Below are 14,419 nucleotides of genomic sequence, written 5' to 3' on the forward strand. Positions count from 1 at the left end.
TCCACTCCCCTATATTTATTTTTATGTATTTATTATTTTAATCAGCAAGTAAATCAACTGCTTTTTGTAATTCTGAAGTAATTGCATCTTCTGGAGATCCTAATTTGATATCATTAGTAGTTAGAATTTCTTTTACTTTTGCTTTTGTTTCAGCATCAGCTTTGGGGAATTTTGTTTTTACAATTTCAGCAAGTTTTGCATTTTCAATTGAATCTACCCCTTTAGATTCCTCTGCCTTTTGTTCAGCGATAACTTCTCGTTCTTTTACTTCAATTTCTTTTTTCTCTAAAATTTCAGTTTCTGATTTTCCACTAGCTGATTTGATAGCATCTTCAATTGCTCCTAGATAATTATCCGCAGATAACTCTACCTTATCTACAATATCAGCGAAACGTGCTCCACAATCAACATTAAAATTATCATCTCGGAAATGAATCCAACGAGTAATTCCACCTAATGATCCAACCTTCTTACCATTAACTTCTTCTACATCAATTACATCCTTATCGATTGAAATTGTAGCAATGATATCCGCCTTATCTGCAATAACGCTGTCAAAATCAAATGGTAAAGAAGTAGTTAACTGTTGATATGCTTCCGCCATTCCTTTTTCATTCACATCACGCAATTTAGTATGACCAATACAGAATAGACCGTATGATCCTTTTAATCGAGCTACTTGTTCACGGACTAATTCTTTTACTTTTGCTCGACCTGCTCCATATCCTTTTAAAGCACTATTTAATGATTCACAAACTTCATTGTATTTTTTCTTATGTAATCGGAAAACTTCTTCTGTAGCTATCTGGAATAATTCATCCACAGTATCTAGTGCAATAAACGTAAATTCATTTTCTTTTGGATTCTCAACTAATTCATCAACAATTTCAATGAATTCACTCCATGTTGGAGCTTTTGCAACAACTAGTCCATTTAAAGCTTTGTACCCATCTTCATCTCCAAGTGAAATAAGAAGTCCTTTATTCATATTACCATTTCCAATTTTCTTAATTAATTCTTTAAATAAAGTTGATTTACCAACCTTTTTTAATCCTCGTACATAATGCATATAACTCGCAACATCAACTTTTACCTCGTTTGTAGACCATAATGCCATAAATAAATCTCTCCATTTCAATTATGAATTTTTCATTTATAGTGGAACAGTATGCGTTCCACTATAATTTCTTCATATTTATTATAAATTATAGTAAATCTTCTAACTCATCAAATTCAATAGGTTCTTCTACTTTAGTAGTTGTTTCAATCTCTTTCGGTTTAGCTTCTTGAGTAGTTTCTGGAGTAACATAAGTCAGATCTTCAACTTCATAAGTAGATTCAAGTACTCCATCAGAGAAGTCATTACTATCGTTGAATCTTTTAATTAATGGCGATGTGAGACGGAACTCTTCAATAGTCTCTCCTATCATTCCACCTTTAGGTTTAAAATCATCTACTGTATTCATCCCTAACTCAACACATTCTTTTTGAAGTGGAGTTAAATCTTTTTCTGTAAATTCTACTTCATCTGCACCTCTGAAGTATTTACCTTCAAATGCCATATGGTATACATTTTTATTTGATTTACCAGTCAACATTTTCTTGATCAATTCCACTCGACCAACATGCTTTGGATTATCTAAATCTAATTTAGATGCATTTAAAACTGTTTGTTGCGGGAAGAAAACATCCTTCTTTTGAGCTTTATCACGAGATAAAATGTATGTATCAAAATGAATTACTTTTTCTTTTGCAAAATCTACTTCATCAATTGCCCCTTTTGTAAAGAATAGGTCTAAATTTAAACCTAATTTATTACGTTCTTCTTCAGAAACCAATTCAATAGAAGATGGTACAAAATTAGTATAGAACTTTCCATTCCAGTGAGACTTTTCGATATTACCTTTCACACGGAATTTTCGACCTTTATATTCTTCTAGTTTTGACATGAAGAATTGAATTGCATCATAAGTATTAATAAATTCTTTACGTTCAGGAAGTATATTACGAGATTTATCATATAACTCTAATAACTTATCCTTATCTTCTTGTGTTGGATTTTCTTTTGTTTCTAAATTATAAATTTCACGTTTAGTATTATAAAATTCGTCTTTAGATGTTTCTACTGGAGTTAAATCAATAATTGTTTTACGATAATCAAGAACGCTATCCACAACTGAATTATTTAGTCGATCTTCCCAAGGAACTTGAACATTGTTACTTGACGGTACACCAAACAATCCCTTAGTTCCTGTATATGCAATATTAGGTTTACCATTACCAACATTTAATCCTGCTTCTAATGATACAAATCCTTTATTTGTTTTAGATTCAATTATTGCAAATGAAAAGTTATGTTTATTCCAACCTGAATCAAATGGTTTAACCTTCAATGGTTCTTTTGCAAATCCTAATTCTCCTGTAAATTCAAAAGTATTATACATACGTACCATATAAATAAATCTCTCCAATTCTAATTATGTATTTTATTTATTAATTATCGAACCAATCACAATGTACCTAACTAAAGTTTATATAATATTAGGATTTTATTGAGAACATATGTAATAAGCTTTGGCGAAACTTATTATTTGAGAACATGCTATTTTGCACATATTTTCCTTTATTAATATAAACTTTAATTATTTACATCACTCAAGGCTCGATAGTTAATTTTAATTATGTATATCATTACTTATTTTGACTGTATTTCTTCATCTAATCCTTCACGCTTAAAGTAATATTTACTTCTCGGATTCATCCAAGGTGGAGGCTTAATTTCTTTCCATTGTTCAATATTCAAGATGCTATTCTTAACTACACTCACTACTTGTTTTTCATGTAGCTTCAAACCTTCATATTCAGAACCTTGATCAATAGCTTTAGCAATCTCTGATAATATGAATGCATCTGTAACATTGTCACTAGGATGTTTGAATCCCCATCGTTTCTCAATTGGAACTACCATTGTTTTTTTAGAAGAGTTTCCGTTACCAGTTGCAAACTTCTTCAATCCTTTAGGACTTACATCATAATAAGTAAATCCTGCTTTATGAAGATGTTCTCTGATTATCCAACCTACTCCAAATTGATAATCAATTCCTTGTCCTACTGAATTATAGCTAAAATTTTCAATACAGATAATGTCAGTTTCTATATTTAATTTCTTAATTATTTCTTCAGCAATGTAAATCATTCTTTCTGGGTCTTTCTTATATGTATAGAATAAATCAGTTTCAACTATGATGTTACCTCTTTCATCTTGTATAAAGAACCCTGTCATTGATGATGGGTCAATTCCAACATAACGTATTGTCAATCAGCATCAACCTCATTTGATTCCTCATCATATACTTCAATACCTTTTACCTTCTTACGACCTCGACCGCTAGTTGATTCGCCTAAGTCGATTACTATTTTTTCTTTTATGTATTCATACATTTCATTGGCAACTTTATCAATATGATCACACGCCTTACCTAAAGCTAAGATTAACTTGTCAATGTCTGAAATTTCTTCAGCAGTAAGACCTTCTCTAAATTCTTCTTCATTTAATCGCTGCATTAGAACCTTATAACTACCAAAATGTTTTTCATTACCGTAAGCATATTCATCGATTAATGGAGCATTCTTACCCTTTCCACCACGTTTCTGATATTTAAAACTTAGAGTTTTATTATGCTTATCAAAACTAAGCCTGTGTTGAGAAGTAAGTTGTGTTTGATTACTTTCTAATGGTGTTTCATTCAAGTAATTACCACCTAACTTTTTATGTATTTTATTTATTAATAATATCATTTCTTATAAAATGTAATTCCAGTAGCAGTTTTTTGATTGTCTTATTGCACCAAACAGCATTAGCACGAGTAAATTCTTGTTGTTCGTTCATAAAATCTAATTCGTTCAATATTTCCTGTTCATTTTCATAAGTCAATCTACTGACCATGATCATCACTCCCTTTCTTAACTTATATATTTATTATACCACTTCATTTTTATATTTCAAGCATTTTTATGTATTTTATTATTTAATTTATAAGTTCTAATTTTACTACTTCTAATTCTTTTTGTAACTGCTCAATCTGCGCTTCTATACTACTTACCTTTTCTAACTTTTTCTTATGTAATATTTCTTTTTCATGTTCAGTCATCCACTTCTCTTCTAACACCCACAAGTCTCTCTCGTATCCTTGAAACTCATAATCCAACATTCTTACTTCTTTAACAATAGACACTTTTGGCAAATGTACATCGCAGTCTATTCCACAACAATCTTTATCTGAATCATAACCTTCATCATCAGGCTTACATTCACAATAATTACCTTGAGTCTGACCAATGTCTAATTCAATTGTAAATGTAACAGGAGTATTCATTTCATAAATCTCTAACCAACCATTAGAGTATTCATCAAATTCATCTGGTTCATTATAATCTATAGAATATGTACTATTCTCATATTTAGTTAGTAATTCTTTCATTTCTGGATAACTCTCTAGTTGAAATAAAGTCTCATAGTAAGGAATAAGTCTTTCTTTTTCATCATGATTTATAATGTATTCCTTTAAGTCATCATAAAATATATGCATCTATCTTCCTCCAATTTTTATAAAATGTGATTATTATCTAAATTATCCTAGAGCTTTTAATGTTTCTTGAATTTGTGTCTTCACATATTTATTTTGTGTAGTAAAATTCTTCAATTCACTTTCAGCTATCATACGTTTGCTCTTTTCATCTTCATACATTTCAAGTAATTGTTCTTTTGAGAAAATAACGAATTTCCCTTTATAATAATCTGCTTTTGCGCTTTCAAATGCAGCTATAGAAATATCTATATATTCCTTTGTTCCATCTGGATCACCGAAGTTTTTTAGATATTCATCTACACCGCACACAACTTTAGATATTTTTTCTATATTTTCCTCACTGTACTCAACATGTACATATATCAATTCTCCTCCACCACAATCCTCATCGATAATCTTCATACTGTTTAAGATATCCAATTTTTCTTGATTCGTCATAATATATACCCTCCAAATGTTTTGATGTAAATACTAATATCCATTTTTCAAATATGTATTTTATAAAACTGAAATATTATTTAATTATTTAGCATTCAAATCTGCTGAGTGCAAAAACATTAGATCCTCATATTGTTCTATAGATAATAACTCACGTAATTTACGTTCTTGTTTTACACTCATATCCATAGGCATCATATGAAATTGAACTAAATCAACTACATATTTAATGAAATCATCTTCATATCCTAGATTAGCTAACCAGTAACAAGTCAATTGAGCACTTACAAATTCATGACCAATATAAGATGCGTATCGCTTCTCTTCACCTTTATAATTGATGAATGATTTACACCATCCTTTACCTAAGTCATGAAATAGTGAGGCGATCAACATTTCCTTCTTACGACTACCTTTGTAGTTCTTCATTACAAATTCATACACGTAGAAGATATGACGACTAATTGAAAATGAATGGTACTTAGAGTCATGAGGGACATCATAAACATCTTCAAAGGAATCTATAATTTTCATTGTCTCCTCAATTAAATCTTCATGATTTGGTGATTCATCAGATAGCAAGTATTCAAATCGTTCACGATAATACTTATCCAACTTTAGTTCTGGATGAATAAACTTAACACTATTCCATCCTTCATTAATCGTAGGAATTTGAGCACTCGTATACATCCTATTTAGTACATCGAATCCTACTTTCCTTTCACGTTGATTATCGTTATACAAACATTCACCAAATAATGAGTTGAAATAGTAAGCATAATACTCATCAGCTTTAATCTCATTTTTAATTAAATGAATTCTACGTTTACGGTTTAAGTTTGTAGCATCATAAATAACATCTTGACCTTCATTTAACAACTTATTAATACGGCTATGTAATTCTTTGAAAATCATTTCATTTTGTGACTGATCGTTAATATCTCCTAATAATTCCTCACGTAAGCCGTCAGATGATAAAACTACTGCATTAAGTTGTTTCGCCATTTCTTTAGCTTTCGTTGATTTACCAACAGCAGGTAAACCGATGAGAACATGTAGATTACTCATAATTACGACACTCCTCAATGATTTTGTTTTTAATAATGTCTTGAGACAGTTTAATAAATTTATCTTTAACTGAATAATCAATTGTTTTCTCATCAATATTATTAAGTATTTCTTCTTTGAATTCTTTGCCTTGTTTTATAGTTAAATCCATTAAATATTTAGCATCTTCTAGGCTGTACTGGTTCAACTTTGCTTTCATAATCATATTAATCGCATCAGATGGAATTAATGCTTCTTTCATTGACTTGTTATGAGCATAGTAATCTTGCATCATAACATATAAACGAATAACATGAGAAAGCTGCTTGCCATCATAGCCGTATTTTTCAATTTTATGAGCAATTGTTGGATAAGGATGACATAATGCTTTTTGTTTCTCACACATCATTCCATACATTGCTCTAATCATTTGTGCTGATAACTTTTCTACTAATTCATCTTTCAAACTAAAAATTTCATCAAATTCCTTTTTAAAGTGTTTATCGACAATATAATAATCAGTAAATAAAGTTTCAATATAAGCAGGATTTGCTTTAATTAATGTTTGGAAATAGCTGCGAATGTCTTTTAAATCACATTGTCCCCATTCGGTATCCACTACTGTAGAGATAGGCTTGCTATTGTAAATTAAATCATCAAGTGTTGGTACAATAATAGCCTTCATATCAATATCTGATTTGTAGTCGTCAGTGTAAATATCTAAATTGTAATTTTGCGAACCGTAAATACTTATGTATACCACTTTGTATCCCTGTGATTCAAGGATTTGTTTCTGATTAGTTAAACAGTCTATTAAATTGATCATATAGATTCTCCTCAGCTAAAGATTTCACGTTTAGTCATTTTGACTTTTTGAGTTATTAGGTGATTCAAAGTTTTAAAATCGATTTTAGGCTGTTTATGCTTCTTGATAATATTCCAAGTTTCTTCTTTAATTAACTCTGAGAATACACGACCCAATAACATTGGAATATATTTACTCGTCCAACCTTCATTTTCATTTACAATCTTAGCAAATTCTTTTTCAATGAAGGCTTCAGTACAATACTCATCTACAATAACCTCTTCGATCATTTTACCTGCTTTAATTTCATTGTATCCCATAGCTTTGTTATGTATTTCCTTAAATTCAGTAGTAACAATCTTAGCCCATGTTTGTCGTTTATATTTGTTATAGAAGTTATAGTTCTTTATTACAACCCCTTCTCCAACTCCTGCGCCATCTTTAATTAAGAACTGGTTTTTATCCAATGATTTTAGGAATGCTTCATAATTACCGTTCACAACTTTAGCAATTGGAATAATGAAATCTAAGTTATATTCTTCTAATAAGGGCTTGTAGATATCATATGGAATGTATTCTACGCTTTCTTCTCCTTTATCAATAGTGATGTCAAACACGTAGAACTTACGCCAAGCGTCTTCTCGATAAGATTTTAATGAGTGAGGTACTAACCATTCACCATATAATCGATGAGTAGGATGTGCCTCTAAATAATTCTTGATGTTTTCATTACTTAATATATACTCATAAAATCCTGCATTATCTTTTTCTAAAGATAGTTCTCGATTTCGACTACCTGCCTTAACGTTCCCTTCATCATCTAGCCATACACTAGCATTAGTTCCGTCTAACTTAGGGAAAATTAACACTTCACCAAATTCAATATCTGTTACATCATCAGTTCCATATCGTTCTAAGTGTTGATATTTTTTAAATTGCATAATATTTCTCTCCTCGGTTTATGTATTTTTTATTTTAATTTAATAAAAGCAGAATATTACTTAAAATATTTCTAACTCCTTTAATACTTTCTTGAGCAAATCAACTTCACCATTAGCAACTAACAATACTGATTCAATCATTTCTTTATCGTACTCAATTCCTAATGAGTTTAATTGATCTGAAATGTCCTGTAGTTGATTATGATCAATTACCCATCCACCACTACTCAATGTCTTGTCTTCTTTTGCATATTTTAATTCAATCATAGCTATCTACTCCCTTAATTGGATTGAAAGCATTCACTCCATCCAACTTATTATATTCATTAATAATTGTTTCGACTTGCTTTCTATGCTTTTCTGGAAATCTATCATTCTTACCATAACTCTTACTTAAATATCTGAAATCACTTTCTACTTTCTTAAAATATTCTCCTTCAGTGAAAATTCTATCTCCATATTCATCTTTACCTAACATACTTACTGTAAGTCTTGTATGTTTGTTTTCATTTTCTTTTATGTATACAAATGCATGTTGATGGAATGATCCATCTTTATCTTCTTTATAATTAGCAGGAATTAGATATAAATCATCTTCGATTAATTTAAATGCAAACTCTTCACTGAATCCATTCATAAATTCAGGAATTACTATTTCTAAACCATCGATAACTTTTGTTTTAAGTCTACTTTTATTACGTTCATCATGTTCTTCATGCCAAATTTTACTTTTGATAACTCTTACTACTTTAGATAGTTCATTATGTAAATACTTATCTTCTACTGTTGAAGTTTTATATGTATCACTGAAAGACATAATATTGTCTAGCTGTTCTTTTAGGTACTCTGTATTCAATTTCTATACTCCTTTCTCTAGATAATACGTGTATTTTATAAACTTTCTAATTCTTTTTGAAATCTCTGTAACTGATTTTTTAAAGTATCCAAGATAACATTTATTAATTCCGCATTCCCTTGGTAGCGATACAATTTTGCATTTATACCTGATCCATCTGAATGTTCACTAATAGATAAAGAATAGTTGCAATCATCGTAGTATTTATCTTTTTCTTTAAAATCTCTTTGCTTTGAAATTAATTTTTCAATTTGAATAATTCCATCTTCAGTAGTTTTTATTATCTTAACTAATTCATTTCCTCGTTTAAGTTGTTCCAAGTCATATACTATTCCTCAACATATGTATTTTATTAAGTAAAATCGTACTATTATTTAAACTTCTTCCAGTACTAATTTATATTTTGACTGCTGGTAATGAATGTACTCGGAATAATCAACTTTTATCTGTAGCTGATTTCTAGCACGTTCAATGGACTCATAAAAGTTACCTACTAAATGTGCACCATCCAGTCCATGCAAATAGTATCTATTTTCTAGATTTTTAATTAACATGTAGTATGTACTGCTTGCCATTGAATAGAAAACATCTCCCAACTCAATAACACTTGTTTTACCTTGTTTAGTTTCTACATTCATCAAAAGTACCTCCATTTTATTTTTATAAAAGTGAATTATTATTTAAAATGTGTAATTACACTTGACTGGTATCTTAATCGTATCTACTTGTTTGTTAACCTTATACTCCGTTTCCACTGTGATATTGCCAACCAAATAACTAATATCTTTTACGCCTTTATTAACATAATCAACATGACATGATTCTTTTTTCATCAATGGGGTCAATGCTTCCTGAATGACGTTCTTAGTAAATAACATCGTACCGTCATGAGTTGATTGTCTAATGATTTGATAATCGTATTCATCATTAACTTTTTCATCATATTGAATATGTTGTAATACTAATCCATTTCCATATCCATTTAGTTCAATGACCTTAGAAATTTCTTCTATAATATTTAACTTAGTAACTTTCATATTGAATCCTCCTTAATATTTATCATTTTCAATAGCATTTAACATATAATCAATATCTACATACGTACACTTACCAACTTTCTTCATCTGAATTAAGTCTTTATGTATTTTATCTAATTTGTTTAATAATACTGGTACATTAAATGCCATACTGGTATGTTTATCGATATCCATATAGTCACTCTCACCAAATTCTGTCTCATATTCATTCCATTGCTTCTTAATTATTTCTAATTTATTCATTATCAGTTTCCTTTCAATAATACTTATTTTTTATTTAATCGCAACAATCATTTTATTTGAAACATCTCTAAACAAAGTGCTAACATAATCCCTATATAAGTTGAAAAGGATTGATCGATATGTCTGAAAATCAAAATTCTAATGTCGTTAACTTAGATGAACATCGTGCATTGAAAAACTTAATAAACAGTATTTCAGATGATGAATTAGAGACAGCTAAAAAGTATATAGAAGCTCTAGAACAAGTTAATAAAAATACTGATACTAAACCTAAAGGATGATTTCATCCTTTTTTTTATTTTTCATATAAATTTAAGAAACGATCTCACCACTAGAGTAATGATATATGTATTCACGTACATGTTCTCTAAACATTGTTGTTGTATAATGTACTGTTCTTGGACTAACACCAATTAATGGTGCAACTTCTATTGTAGTTGTTTTTCTAAACATTAAAGGTAATAAGTATGGATGATATTTTTCATGTATCCATGTTTTTGCGTATTCAATTGCGTTATGTAAATATGTATAGTCTTTTTTATATAAGACATCGCTATCTGAAGAATCTAAAATATCAATTAGGAAACTACCCTCTTCGTTTACTTTTTCATTCAAAGAAGTGAACTTATATTCTGAAGAGTTTCTTTTTACTCTTGTTTCTCGTTTTATACTTCTTAATACTTCATTTACCATGTTTGAGTAACAGTATGTAGAAAATTTACAATTCTTTGATGTATCGAATGTCTGAGCTGCTTTAGAGAAGGCAAGATTACAGTCACTTGATACATCTTCATTATTGATCACTTTCACACCTTTAAACTTTTTAATTACTTCAAATATCAATCCTTGATTTCTTTTATAAAGCTCTTCAAAAGCTAATTCTTTACCTTCACTTTGATACAACTCTACTAATTCTTCATTTGTTAATTTTTCCATTCATTATTCCTCTAATAAGTACTTTTCTCTTTATTATTTAATAATCTACCATTCTTCGGTAATGTAACGCTCATTACTCCTTCAACATTCAATAATTCCTCTCTACTTTTCAATGTATCAATAAATAATACATTAATTACTGGTGATTTATATGTAATTGAACCTAACTTAGATAATTCTTTAATAGTTTCTTTATTTTCGTATGTAATAATGTATTGCTGAGATGTCTTTCTATTGGATCGCATTTCGTCAAATAAATGTATAACCATTTCTGCACCTCTATTCTCATGTATTTTTAAAATAAAAACATCCTATTATGGAAGCAGATTGCTTTAACAATTACCCCTCATTTATAACATTAATTGTTAAAGCAAAATTACTTCATCGATTAACCTAATTACCATTCACCTTTTACAATCTTATCGTTAATCGCTTCTGCTTCATTTTCAACACCATACCATTCATTTGCTATTTGAAGACTTAGCTCTCCCATTTCTTGATACCCTATTTTCATTTGCTCGATCATGGCTTGTCTTAGTTTATCATTTATTATGGAATCGTTACTTATCTGCTTTATCTCTTCAAACATTATCAACATCTCCGTTTCATTATTATGTATTTTATTAACTAAACACCGACATTTGCTACATAACAACTATTTATTTACAATGAGAATGTTATAACTTTCATTTATTTGTATTCTTTGATAAATATATCTTAATCTACCAACCAATTAATTTCAAGTATTTTTATGTATTTTATTAATTAATTTTCGTTATTACTGATCAAATGGGATTGTACTCTTGATTTAGGTAAACGCAGCATTGTTACTAAGCCAAAATCATCTAATGCATTTTCCCCTTTAATAGCATCCTCTGGAATCCAAACCTCTAACTTAATACGGTGATAACCTTTATACTTTCCTGATTTACTTGGCGCATGTACAGAACAATTACCTGACATCGGTGCTAATACTAACATACTATCAGACTTATTATTTTTTACTTGTTTTGCTACTTTTGCAACTGTCTCATCGGTTACATCAAAAATTACGCTTTGCATATTTTCATATCTCCTTTTAGTTGTTTTAATAAAATTCCACTATTATTTAATAGGTATTCTTAAAGATTCGAAAACTTACCTTCAGCAAGTAATTCCTCTTCACTTAACACTTTTACATTCATATAACCTTCTTCTCTTGCTTCTTCTGCGTATTCTTGAGCGATTTTCTCGTTATCATAACCGACTGCATATTGCAACTTATCAGTTTCATAGCAAGTGTAATATTTCACAGCACCCCCTTTTTTTCTGCACATTTTGTTTTGATTAATCTTCATTCCAAAATTCCATATACCATTGTTGTTCAGATTCTGTTAAACCACGTTGTTCAATAAGTTCGTCAATAATTTCCCAAAAAGTATTGGATATATCCCTAACCCCTGTTCCGTACAAGTGGATGTGATTAATGATTTTCTTAAAAACAGCCTTTTCTTTCTCACTCATGTTCAAATAAAACCCAAAACTAATCGGTACTCTTTGTATTGACATGACAACATGTCCTTCTTTTTGCTCGTAATTTGTCATGTAAGTGACTTGTTGCAATATTTCTCGTCCAGTGAATTGCTCTCCAGTATATTCTTTTAGTAACAGAAAATCTCCAACTTGAAAGTTTCGGTCATTTTTACGAATTTCAAAGGTTTTTAGCCCTTCATTAACTACTTCAAAATACTTATTTAAAATTTTTAATTCATGAACTTTGTTCATAACTTCTTCCTTTCTGTTTGTTTTAAAATTAAACTATGTATTTTTAATTAATAGAGTGGTTTCATTAAATGTTTTAATTAACTTCAAGTAATTCAGGATTTTTGTAAATGTTACCAATGACTTCTACATTATCTACTACAACAGCTATGTTCACTTCCCAGCTACCACAAGGAGATTCCAAATAGAACCCATAAACTTCTCTAAACAGACCGCCAACAAGTAAATCTCTTGTGTCATATGCATGATTCCCTAAATGAACAATTAATTTTTGTCCATGAATATCTACAACGTCTTTTTCATAAATCTCCTTGCCGTTCTTGTCCTTTAAGCCTGTGTATTGCCCAACTGTTTTCGGTTCTACTTGAATCTCGCTCCATATTCCTGAAACATCACTTATATAACCAATGTAAAATTCATTGCGCTTAATAATAAGCGAACCATATGCCCAATCATTAGTTCCTAAGCACTTCCCACGAAACATTATCTCTTTCATTATTTCACCTCTTTGTTCATCAAAATTTCGTAACATTTAACTACTAATCTAATTTGATAAGCAACATCATCAAATGCATCATGCTTACGTTCATTCTCATCTGTTACAGACTTTTTAATTTCTTCCTCAGTTAATCCTGACTTCATACTTGCTAATTCTAAAATCGTGCGCACATCACGATCATTCTTATAATAAATTGGATACTTCATTCCACTACAACTATTCAGATTAGTTTGTAATTTGGCATTATCAAATAAGATACCATTACCCCATAAATAAACGTCCTTCATATCACCTGTAGATGATTGAGTCTTTAACCATTTATGTATAGCTTCAAATAAGTCGTATTCCTCATATGTACCTTTATTCAGTAATTCAGTAAGCAATTCTTTATCTTTATTTAACCACCATTTCAAAGTTGAACCATCGACATTTAAGTTGTTGTACTTTTCGATATCACCAATTAAATTAATCGAGCCATGTTTGTCACCTGTTTGAATGTTGAAGCTTATTGCTGAAATTTGAAATACAGTCGCATTGTTTCCAGTACCTAATGTTTCAATATCAACCATAATATCTTTACGCATATTCAATTCTCCTTATTATGTATTATTTTATAATCCTACGTACTTCATTAATATCTGGAATGGACGATAATCATTAGATATGTATCGCATGTTACTGCCAACTTGCCATCCATTCCTATTACACTCTACAATGTTTTCATGTAACTCAATCTCATTACTTGCCTTAAGAATCTTCTTTCCGTTAAATTTATTGAATTCCATCTATGTATCCTCATTTATGTATAATTTTTAATAATATCTATATATTATGTATTTTAATATTTAATTTCTTTTACTGCTCCAGTTTCCAACATACATTTAGTATAGCAAATTGAATCACAGTATAGATTAAGTTCATCTATCAGATACTCGTCTTCTCTAGTTAATTCATTTAAACACTCTTTATTTGCACATTGCCCAATCGCATTTGATTCGTGAAAATCACTCAGCTTCTTCACCTTCTCCAACCTTATTATTCTCTTGGAGTGGATTATACTCTTTCTGTAGCTCGAAATATTTAAATCCTGCTCCTACTTTAATGTCATCCATCTGTTTAACAAACCATTCACATCTAGCAATCCAAGACTTCATACTGTCATCATCATTAAGCATTGAACCTTTATCATACTCATCAATAATAGACCCAAAAGTATTCTTTAAATTCACGATATCATTATTCAATTATATACCACCTTTATGTATTT

General features: G+C 29.8%; 26 protein-coding genes. 1 reads left to right on the plus strand and 25 read right to left on the minus strand.

The genetic code is table 11. The features are described 5' to 3' along the window. Nucleotides 1-37 precede the first annotated feature (37 nt). The 16 genes from ABNX05_RS10890 to ABNX05_RS10965 all read right to left on the minus strand — a co-directional run bounded on the left by ABNX05_RS10890 (nucleotide 38) and on the right by ABNX05_RS10965 (nucleotide 9,956). Nucleotides 38-1,117 (minus strand): AAA family ATPase, encoded by a 1,080-nt coding sequence (locus ABNX05_RS10890; RefSeq protein WP_349659754.1) that lies wholly within the window; start codon nucleotides 1,115-1,117, stop codon nucleotides 38-40. 88 nt (nucleotides 1,118-1,205) lie between these two features. Further along, entirely contained in the window at nucleotides 1,206-2,453 is a 1,248-nt protein-coding gene (locus ABNX05_RS10895; RefSeq protein WP_349659755.1) for a hypothetical protein, read from the minus strand. Between the two features lie 242 nt (nucleotides 2,454-2,695). Next, nucleotides 2,696-3,319: a hypothetical protein gene (locus tag ABNX05_RS10900; RefSeq protein WP_349659756.1), complete on the minus strand. Its 624-nt coding sequence runs from the start codon at nucleotides 3,317-3,319 to the stop codon at nucleotides 2,696-2,698. Next, entirely contained in the window at nucleotides 3,316-3,750 is a 435-nt protein-coding gene (locus ABNX05_RS10905; protein ID WP_349659757.1) for a hypothetical protein, read from the minus strand. The genes ABNX05_RS10900 and ABNX05_RS10905 overlap by 4 nt, the downstream gene beginning before the upstream one ends. A gap of 28 nt (nucleotides 3,751-3,778) precedes the next feature. Further along, nucleotides 3,779-3,946 (minus strand): hypothetical protein, encoded by a 168-nt coding sequence (locus ABNX05_RS10910; RefSeq protein WP_349659758.1) that lies wholly within the window; start codon nucleotides 3,944-3,946, stop codon nucleotides 3,779-3,781. A gap of 82 nt (nucleotides 3,947-4,028) precedes the next feature. After that, entirely contained in the window at nucleotides 4,029-4,589 is a 561-nt protein-coding gene (locus ABNX05_RS10915) for a hypothetical protein (protein ID WP_349659759.1), read from the minus strand. Nucleotides 4,590-4,631: 42 nt separating this feature from the next. Continuing rightward, a complete protein-coding gene (locus ABNX05_RS10920) occupies nucleotides 4,632-5,027 on the minus strand; it encodes a hypothetical protein (protein ID WP_349659760.1) in 396 nt (131 codons plus the stop codon). A gap of 84 nt (nucleotides 5,028-5,111) precedes the next feature. After that, nucleotides 5,112-6,095: an AAA family ATPase gene (locus ABNX05_RS10925; RefSeq protein WP_349659761.1), complete on the minus strand. Its 984-nt coding sequence runs from the start codon at nucleotides 6,093-6,095 to the stop codon at nucleotides 5,112-5,114. Then, nucleotides 6,088-6,837, minus strand: a complete 750-nt coding sequence (locus ABNX05_RS10930; protein WP_432760138.1) for a DNA polymerase beta superfamily protein — start codon at nucleotides 6,835-6,837, stop codon at nucleotides 6,088-6,090. Before ABNX05_RS10930 ends, ABNX05_RS10925 begins: the two co-directional genes overlap by 8 nt. A gap of 74 nt (nucleotides 6,838-6,911) precedes the next feature. Next, nucleotides 6,912-7,820 (minus strand): RNA ligase family protein, encoded by a 909-nt coding sequence (locus tag ABNX05_RS10935; protein ID WP_349659763.1) that lies wholly within the window; start codon nucleotides 7,818-7,820, stop codon nucleotides 6,912-6,914. 60 nt (nucleotides 7,821-7,880) lie between these two features. Beyond that, the gene (locus tag ABNX05_RS10940; protein WP_349659764.1) at nucleotides 7,881-8,087 is read right to left on the minus strand and encodes a hypothetical protein; all 207 of its coding nucleotides are present in this window, start codon (nucleotides 8,085-8,087) and stop codon (nucleotides 7,881-7,883) included. Continuing rightward, nucleotides 8,080-8,676: a hypothetical protein gene (locus tag ABNX05_RS10945; protein ID WP_349659765.1), complete on the minus strand. Its 597-nt coding sequence runs from the start codon at nucleotides 8,674-8,676 to the stop codon at nucleotides 8,080-8,082. The genes ABNX05_RS10940 and ABNX05_RS10945 overlap by 8 nt, the downstream gene beginning before the upstream one ends. 35 nt (nucleotides 8,677-8,711) lie before the next feature. Next, the gene (locus ABNX05_RS10950) at nucleotides 8,712-8,996 is read right to left on the minus strand and encodes a hypothetical protein (RefSeq protein ID WP_349659766.1); all 285 of its coding nucleotides are present in this window, start codon (nucleotides 8,994-8,996) and stop codon (nucleotides 8,712-8,714) included. 54 nt (nucleotides 8,997-9,050) lie between these two features. Further along, the gene (locus tag ABNX05_RS10955) at nucleotides 9,051-9,314 is read right to left on the minus strand and encodes a hypothetical protein (protein WP_349659767.1); all 264 of its coding nucleotides are present in this window, start codon (nucleotides 9,312-9,314) and stop codon (nucleotides 9,051-9,053) included. A gap of 42 nt (nucleotides 9,315-9,356) precedes the next feature. Further along, the gene (locus ABNX05_RS10960) at nucleotides 9,357-9,713 is read right to left on the minus strand and encodes a hypothetical protein (RefSeq protein WP_349659768.1); all 357 of its coding nucleotides are present in this window, start codon (nucleotides 9,711-9,713) and stop codon (nucleotides 9,357-9,359) included. Nucleotides 9,714-9,725: 12 nt separating this feature from the next. Further along, nucleotides 9,726-9,956: a hypothetical protein gene (locus ABNX05_RS10965; protein ID WP_349659769.1), complete on the minus strand. Its 231-nt coding sequence runs from the start codon at nucleotides 9,954-9,956 to the stop codon at nucleotides 9,726-9,728. Nucleotides 9,957-10,075: 119 nt separating this feature from the next. On the opposite strand from ABNX05_RS10965, the gene ABNX05_RS10970 reads away from it, so the two are divergent. Then, nucleotides 10,076-10,237 (plus strand): hypothetical protein, encoded by a 162-nt coding sequence (locus ABNX05_RS10970; RefSeq protein WP_349659770.1) that lies wholly within the window; start codon nucleotides 10,076-10,078, stop codon nucleotides 10,235-10,237. 31 nt (nucleotides 10,238-10,268) lie between these two features. On the opposite strand, the gene ABNX05_RS10975 is transcribed toward ABNX05_RS10970, so the two are convergent. From ABNX05_RS10975 to ABNX05_RS11015, 9 genes are all read right to left on the minus strand, one after another. Next, the gene (locus ABNX05_RS10975) at nucleotides 10,269-10,892 is read right to left on the minus strand and encodes a sigma-70 family RNA polymerase sigma factor (protein WP_349659771.1); all 624 of its coding nucleotides are present in this window, start codon (nucleotides 10,890-10,892) and stop codon (nucleotides 10,269-10,271) included. Nucleotides 10,893-10,903: 11 nt separating this feature from the next. Then, nucleotides 10,904-11,161 carry a hypothetical protein gene (locus ABNX05_RS10980; RefSeq protein WP_349659772.1) on the minus strand — a complete coding sequence of 86 codons (258 nt, stop codon included), beginning with the start codon at nucleotides 11,159-11,161 and terminating at the stop codon, nucleotides 10,904-10,906. Between the two features lie 128 nt (nucleotides 11,162-11,289). Further along, nucleotides 11,290-11,481: a hypothetical protein gene (locus tag ABNX05_RS10985; protein ID WP_349659773.1), complete on the minus strand. Its 192-nt coding sequence runs from the start codon at nucleotides 11,479-11,481 to the stop codon at nucleotides 11,290-11,292. A gap of 176 nt (nucleotides 11,482-11,657) precedes the next feature. Next, on the minus strand, nucleotides 11,658-11,954 hold the full coding sequence (locus ABNX05_RS10990; protein WP_349659774.1) for a hypothetical protein: 297 nt from the start codon (nucleotides 11,952-11,954) through the stop codon (nucleotides 11,658-11,660). A 59-nt stretch (nucleotides 11,955-12,013) separates the two neighbouring features. Further along, nucleotides 12,014-12,184, minus strand: a complete 171-nt coding sequence (locus ABNX05_RS10995; RefSeq protein WP_349659775.1) for a hypothetical protein — start codon at nucleotides 12,182-12,184, stop codon at nucleotides 12,014-12,016. A gap of 34 nt (nucleotides 12,185-12,218) precedes the next feature. Continuing rightward, nucleotides 12,219-12,656: a DUF3850 domain-containing protein gene (locus ABNX05_RS11000; protein ID WP_349659776.1), complete on the minus strand. Its 438-nt coding sequence runs from the start codon at nucleotides 12,654-12,656 to the stop codon at nucleotides 12,219-12,221. 73 nt (nucleotides 12,657-12,729) lie between these two features. Further along, a complete protein-coding gene (locus tag ABNX05_RS11005; RefSeq protein WP_349659777.1) occupies nucleotides 12,730-13,149 on the minus strand; it encodes a YopX family protein in 420 nt (139 codons plus the stop codon). Next, nucleotides 13,149-13,736 carry a 3'-5' exonuclease gene (locus tag ABNX05_RS11010; RefSeq protein ID WP_349659778.1) on the minus strand — a complete coding sequence of 196 codons (588 nt, stop codon included), beginning with the start codon at nucleotides 13,734-13,736 and terminating at the stop codon, nucleotides 13,149-13,151. The genes ABNX05_RS11005 and ABNX05_RS11010 overlap by 1 nt, the downstream gene beginning before the upstream one ends. A 420-nt stretch (nucleotides 13,737-14,156) precedes the next feature. Then, complete coding sequence (locus ABNX05_RS11015; RefSeq protein WP_349659779.1) at nucleotides 14,157-14,396, minus strand: hypothetical protein; 240 nt, start codon at nucleotides 14,394-14,396, stop codon at nucleotides 14,157-14,159. Nucleotides 14,397-14,419: the final 23 nt, after the last annotated feature.

The organism is Lysinibacillus zambalensis (assembly GCF_040183165.1).
In the GTDB taxonomy this organism is placed as follows: Bacteria; Bacillota; Bacilli; order Bacillales_A; family Planococcaceae; genus Lysinibacillus; species Lysinibacillus zambalensis.

Excerpts from the sequence above, each read along its gene's own strand:
- ABNX05_RS10955 (WP_349659767.1), bottom strand. The coding sequence starts at position 9,314 with ATGAATGTAGAAACTAAACAAGGTAAAACAAGTGTTATTGAGTTGGGA.
- ABNX05_RS10890 (WP_349659754.1), bottom strand. The coding sequence starts at position 1,117 with ATGGCATTATGGTCTACAAACGAGGTAAAAGTTGATGTTGCGAGTTAT.
- ABNX05_RS10940 (WP_349659764.1), bottom strand. The coding sequence starts at position 8,087 with ATGATTGAATTAAAATATGCAAAAGAAGACAAGACATTGAGTAGTGGT.
- ABNX05_RS10985 (WP_349659773.1), bottom strand. The coding sequence starts at position 11,481 with ATGTTTGAAGAGATAAAGCAGATAAGTAACGATTCCATAATAAATGAT.
- ABNX05_RS11005 (WP_349659777.1), bottom strand. The coding sequence starts at position 13,149 with ATGAAAGAGATAATGTTTCGTGGGAAGTGCTTAGGAACTAATGATTGG.
- ABNX05_RS10920 (WP_349659760.1), bottom strand. The coding sequence starts at position 5,027 with ATGACGAATCAAGAAAAATTGGATATCTTAAACAGTATGAAGATTATC.
- ABNX05_RS10895 (WP_349659755.1), bottom strand. The coding sequence starts at position 2,453 with ATGGTACGTATGTATAATACTTTTGAATTTACAGGAGAATTAGGATTT.
- ABNX05_RS10975 (WP_349659771.1), bottom strand. The coding sequence starts at position 10,892 with ATGGAAAAATTAACAAATGAAGAATTAGTAGAGTTGTATCAAAGTGAA.
- ABNX05_RS10965 (WP_349659769.1), bottom strand. The coding sequence starts at position 9,956 with ATGAATAAATTAGAAATAATTAAGAAGCAATGGAATGAATATGAGACA.
- ABNX05_RS10935 (WP_349659763.1), bottom strand. The coding sequence starts at position 7,820 with ATGCAATTTAAAAAATATCAACACTTAGAACGATATGGAACTGATGAT.
- ABNX05_RS11000 (WP_349659776.1), bottom strand. The coding sequence starts at position 12,656 with ATGAACAAAGTTCATGAATTAAAAATTTTAAATAAGTATTTTGAAGTA.
- ABNX05_RS10915 (WP_349659759.1), bottom strand. The coding sequence starts at position 4,589 with ATGCATATATTTTATGATGACTTAAAGGAATACATTATAAATCATGAT.
- ABNX05_RS10980 (WP_349659772.1), bottom strand. The coding sequence starts at position 11,161 with ATGGTTATACATTTATTTGACGAAATGCGATCCAATAGAAAGACATCT.
- ABNX05_RS10925 (WP_349659761.1), bottom strand. The coding sequence starts at position 6,095 with ATGAGTAATCTACATGTTCTCATCGGTTTACCTGCTGTTGGTAAATCA.
- ABNX05_RS10960 (WP_349659768.1), bottom strand. The coding sequence starts at position 9,713 with ATGAAAGTTACTAAGTTAAATATTATAGAAGAAATTTCTAAGGTCATT.
- ABNX05_RS10970 (WP_349659770.1), top strand. The coding sequence starts at position 10,076 with ATGTCTGAAAATCAAAATTCTAATGTCGTTAACTTAGATGAACATCGT.
- ABNX05_RS11010 (WP_349659778.1), bottom strand. The coding sequence starts at position 13,736 with ATGCGTAAAGATATTATGGTTGATATTGAAACATTAGGTACTGGAAAC.
- ABNX05_RS10990 (WP_349659774.1), bottom strand. The coding sequence starts at position 11,954 with ATGCAAAGCGTAATTTTTGATGTAACCGATGAGACAGTTGCAAAAGTA.
- ABNX05_RS10910 (WP_349659758.1), bottom strand. The coding sequence starts at position 3,946 with ATGGTCAGTAGATTGACTTATGAAAATGAACAGGAAATATTGAACGAA.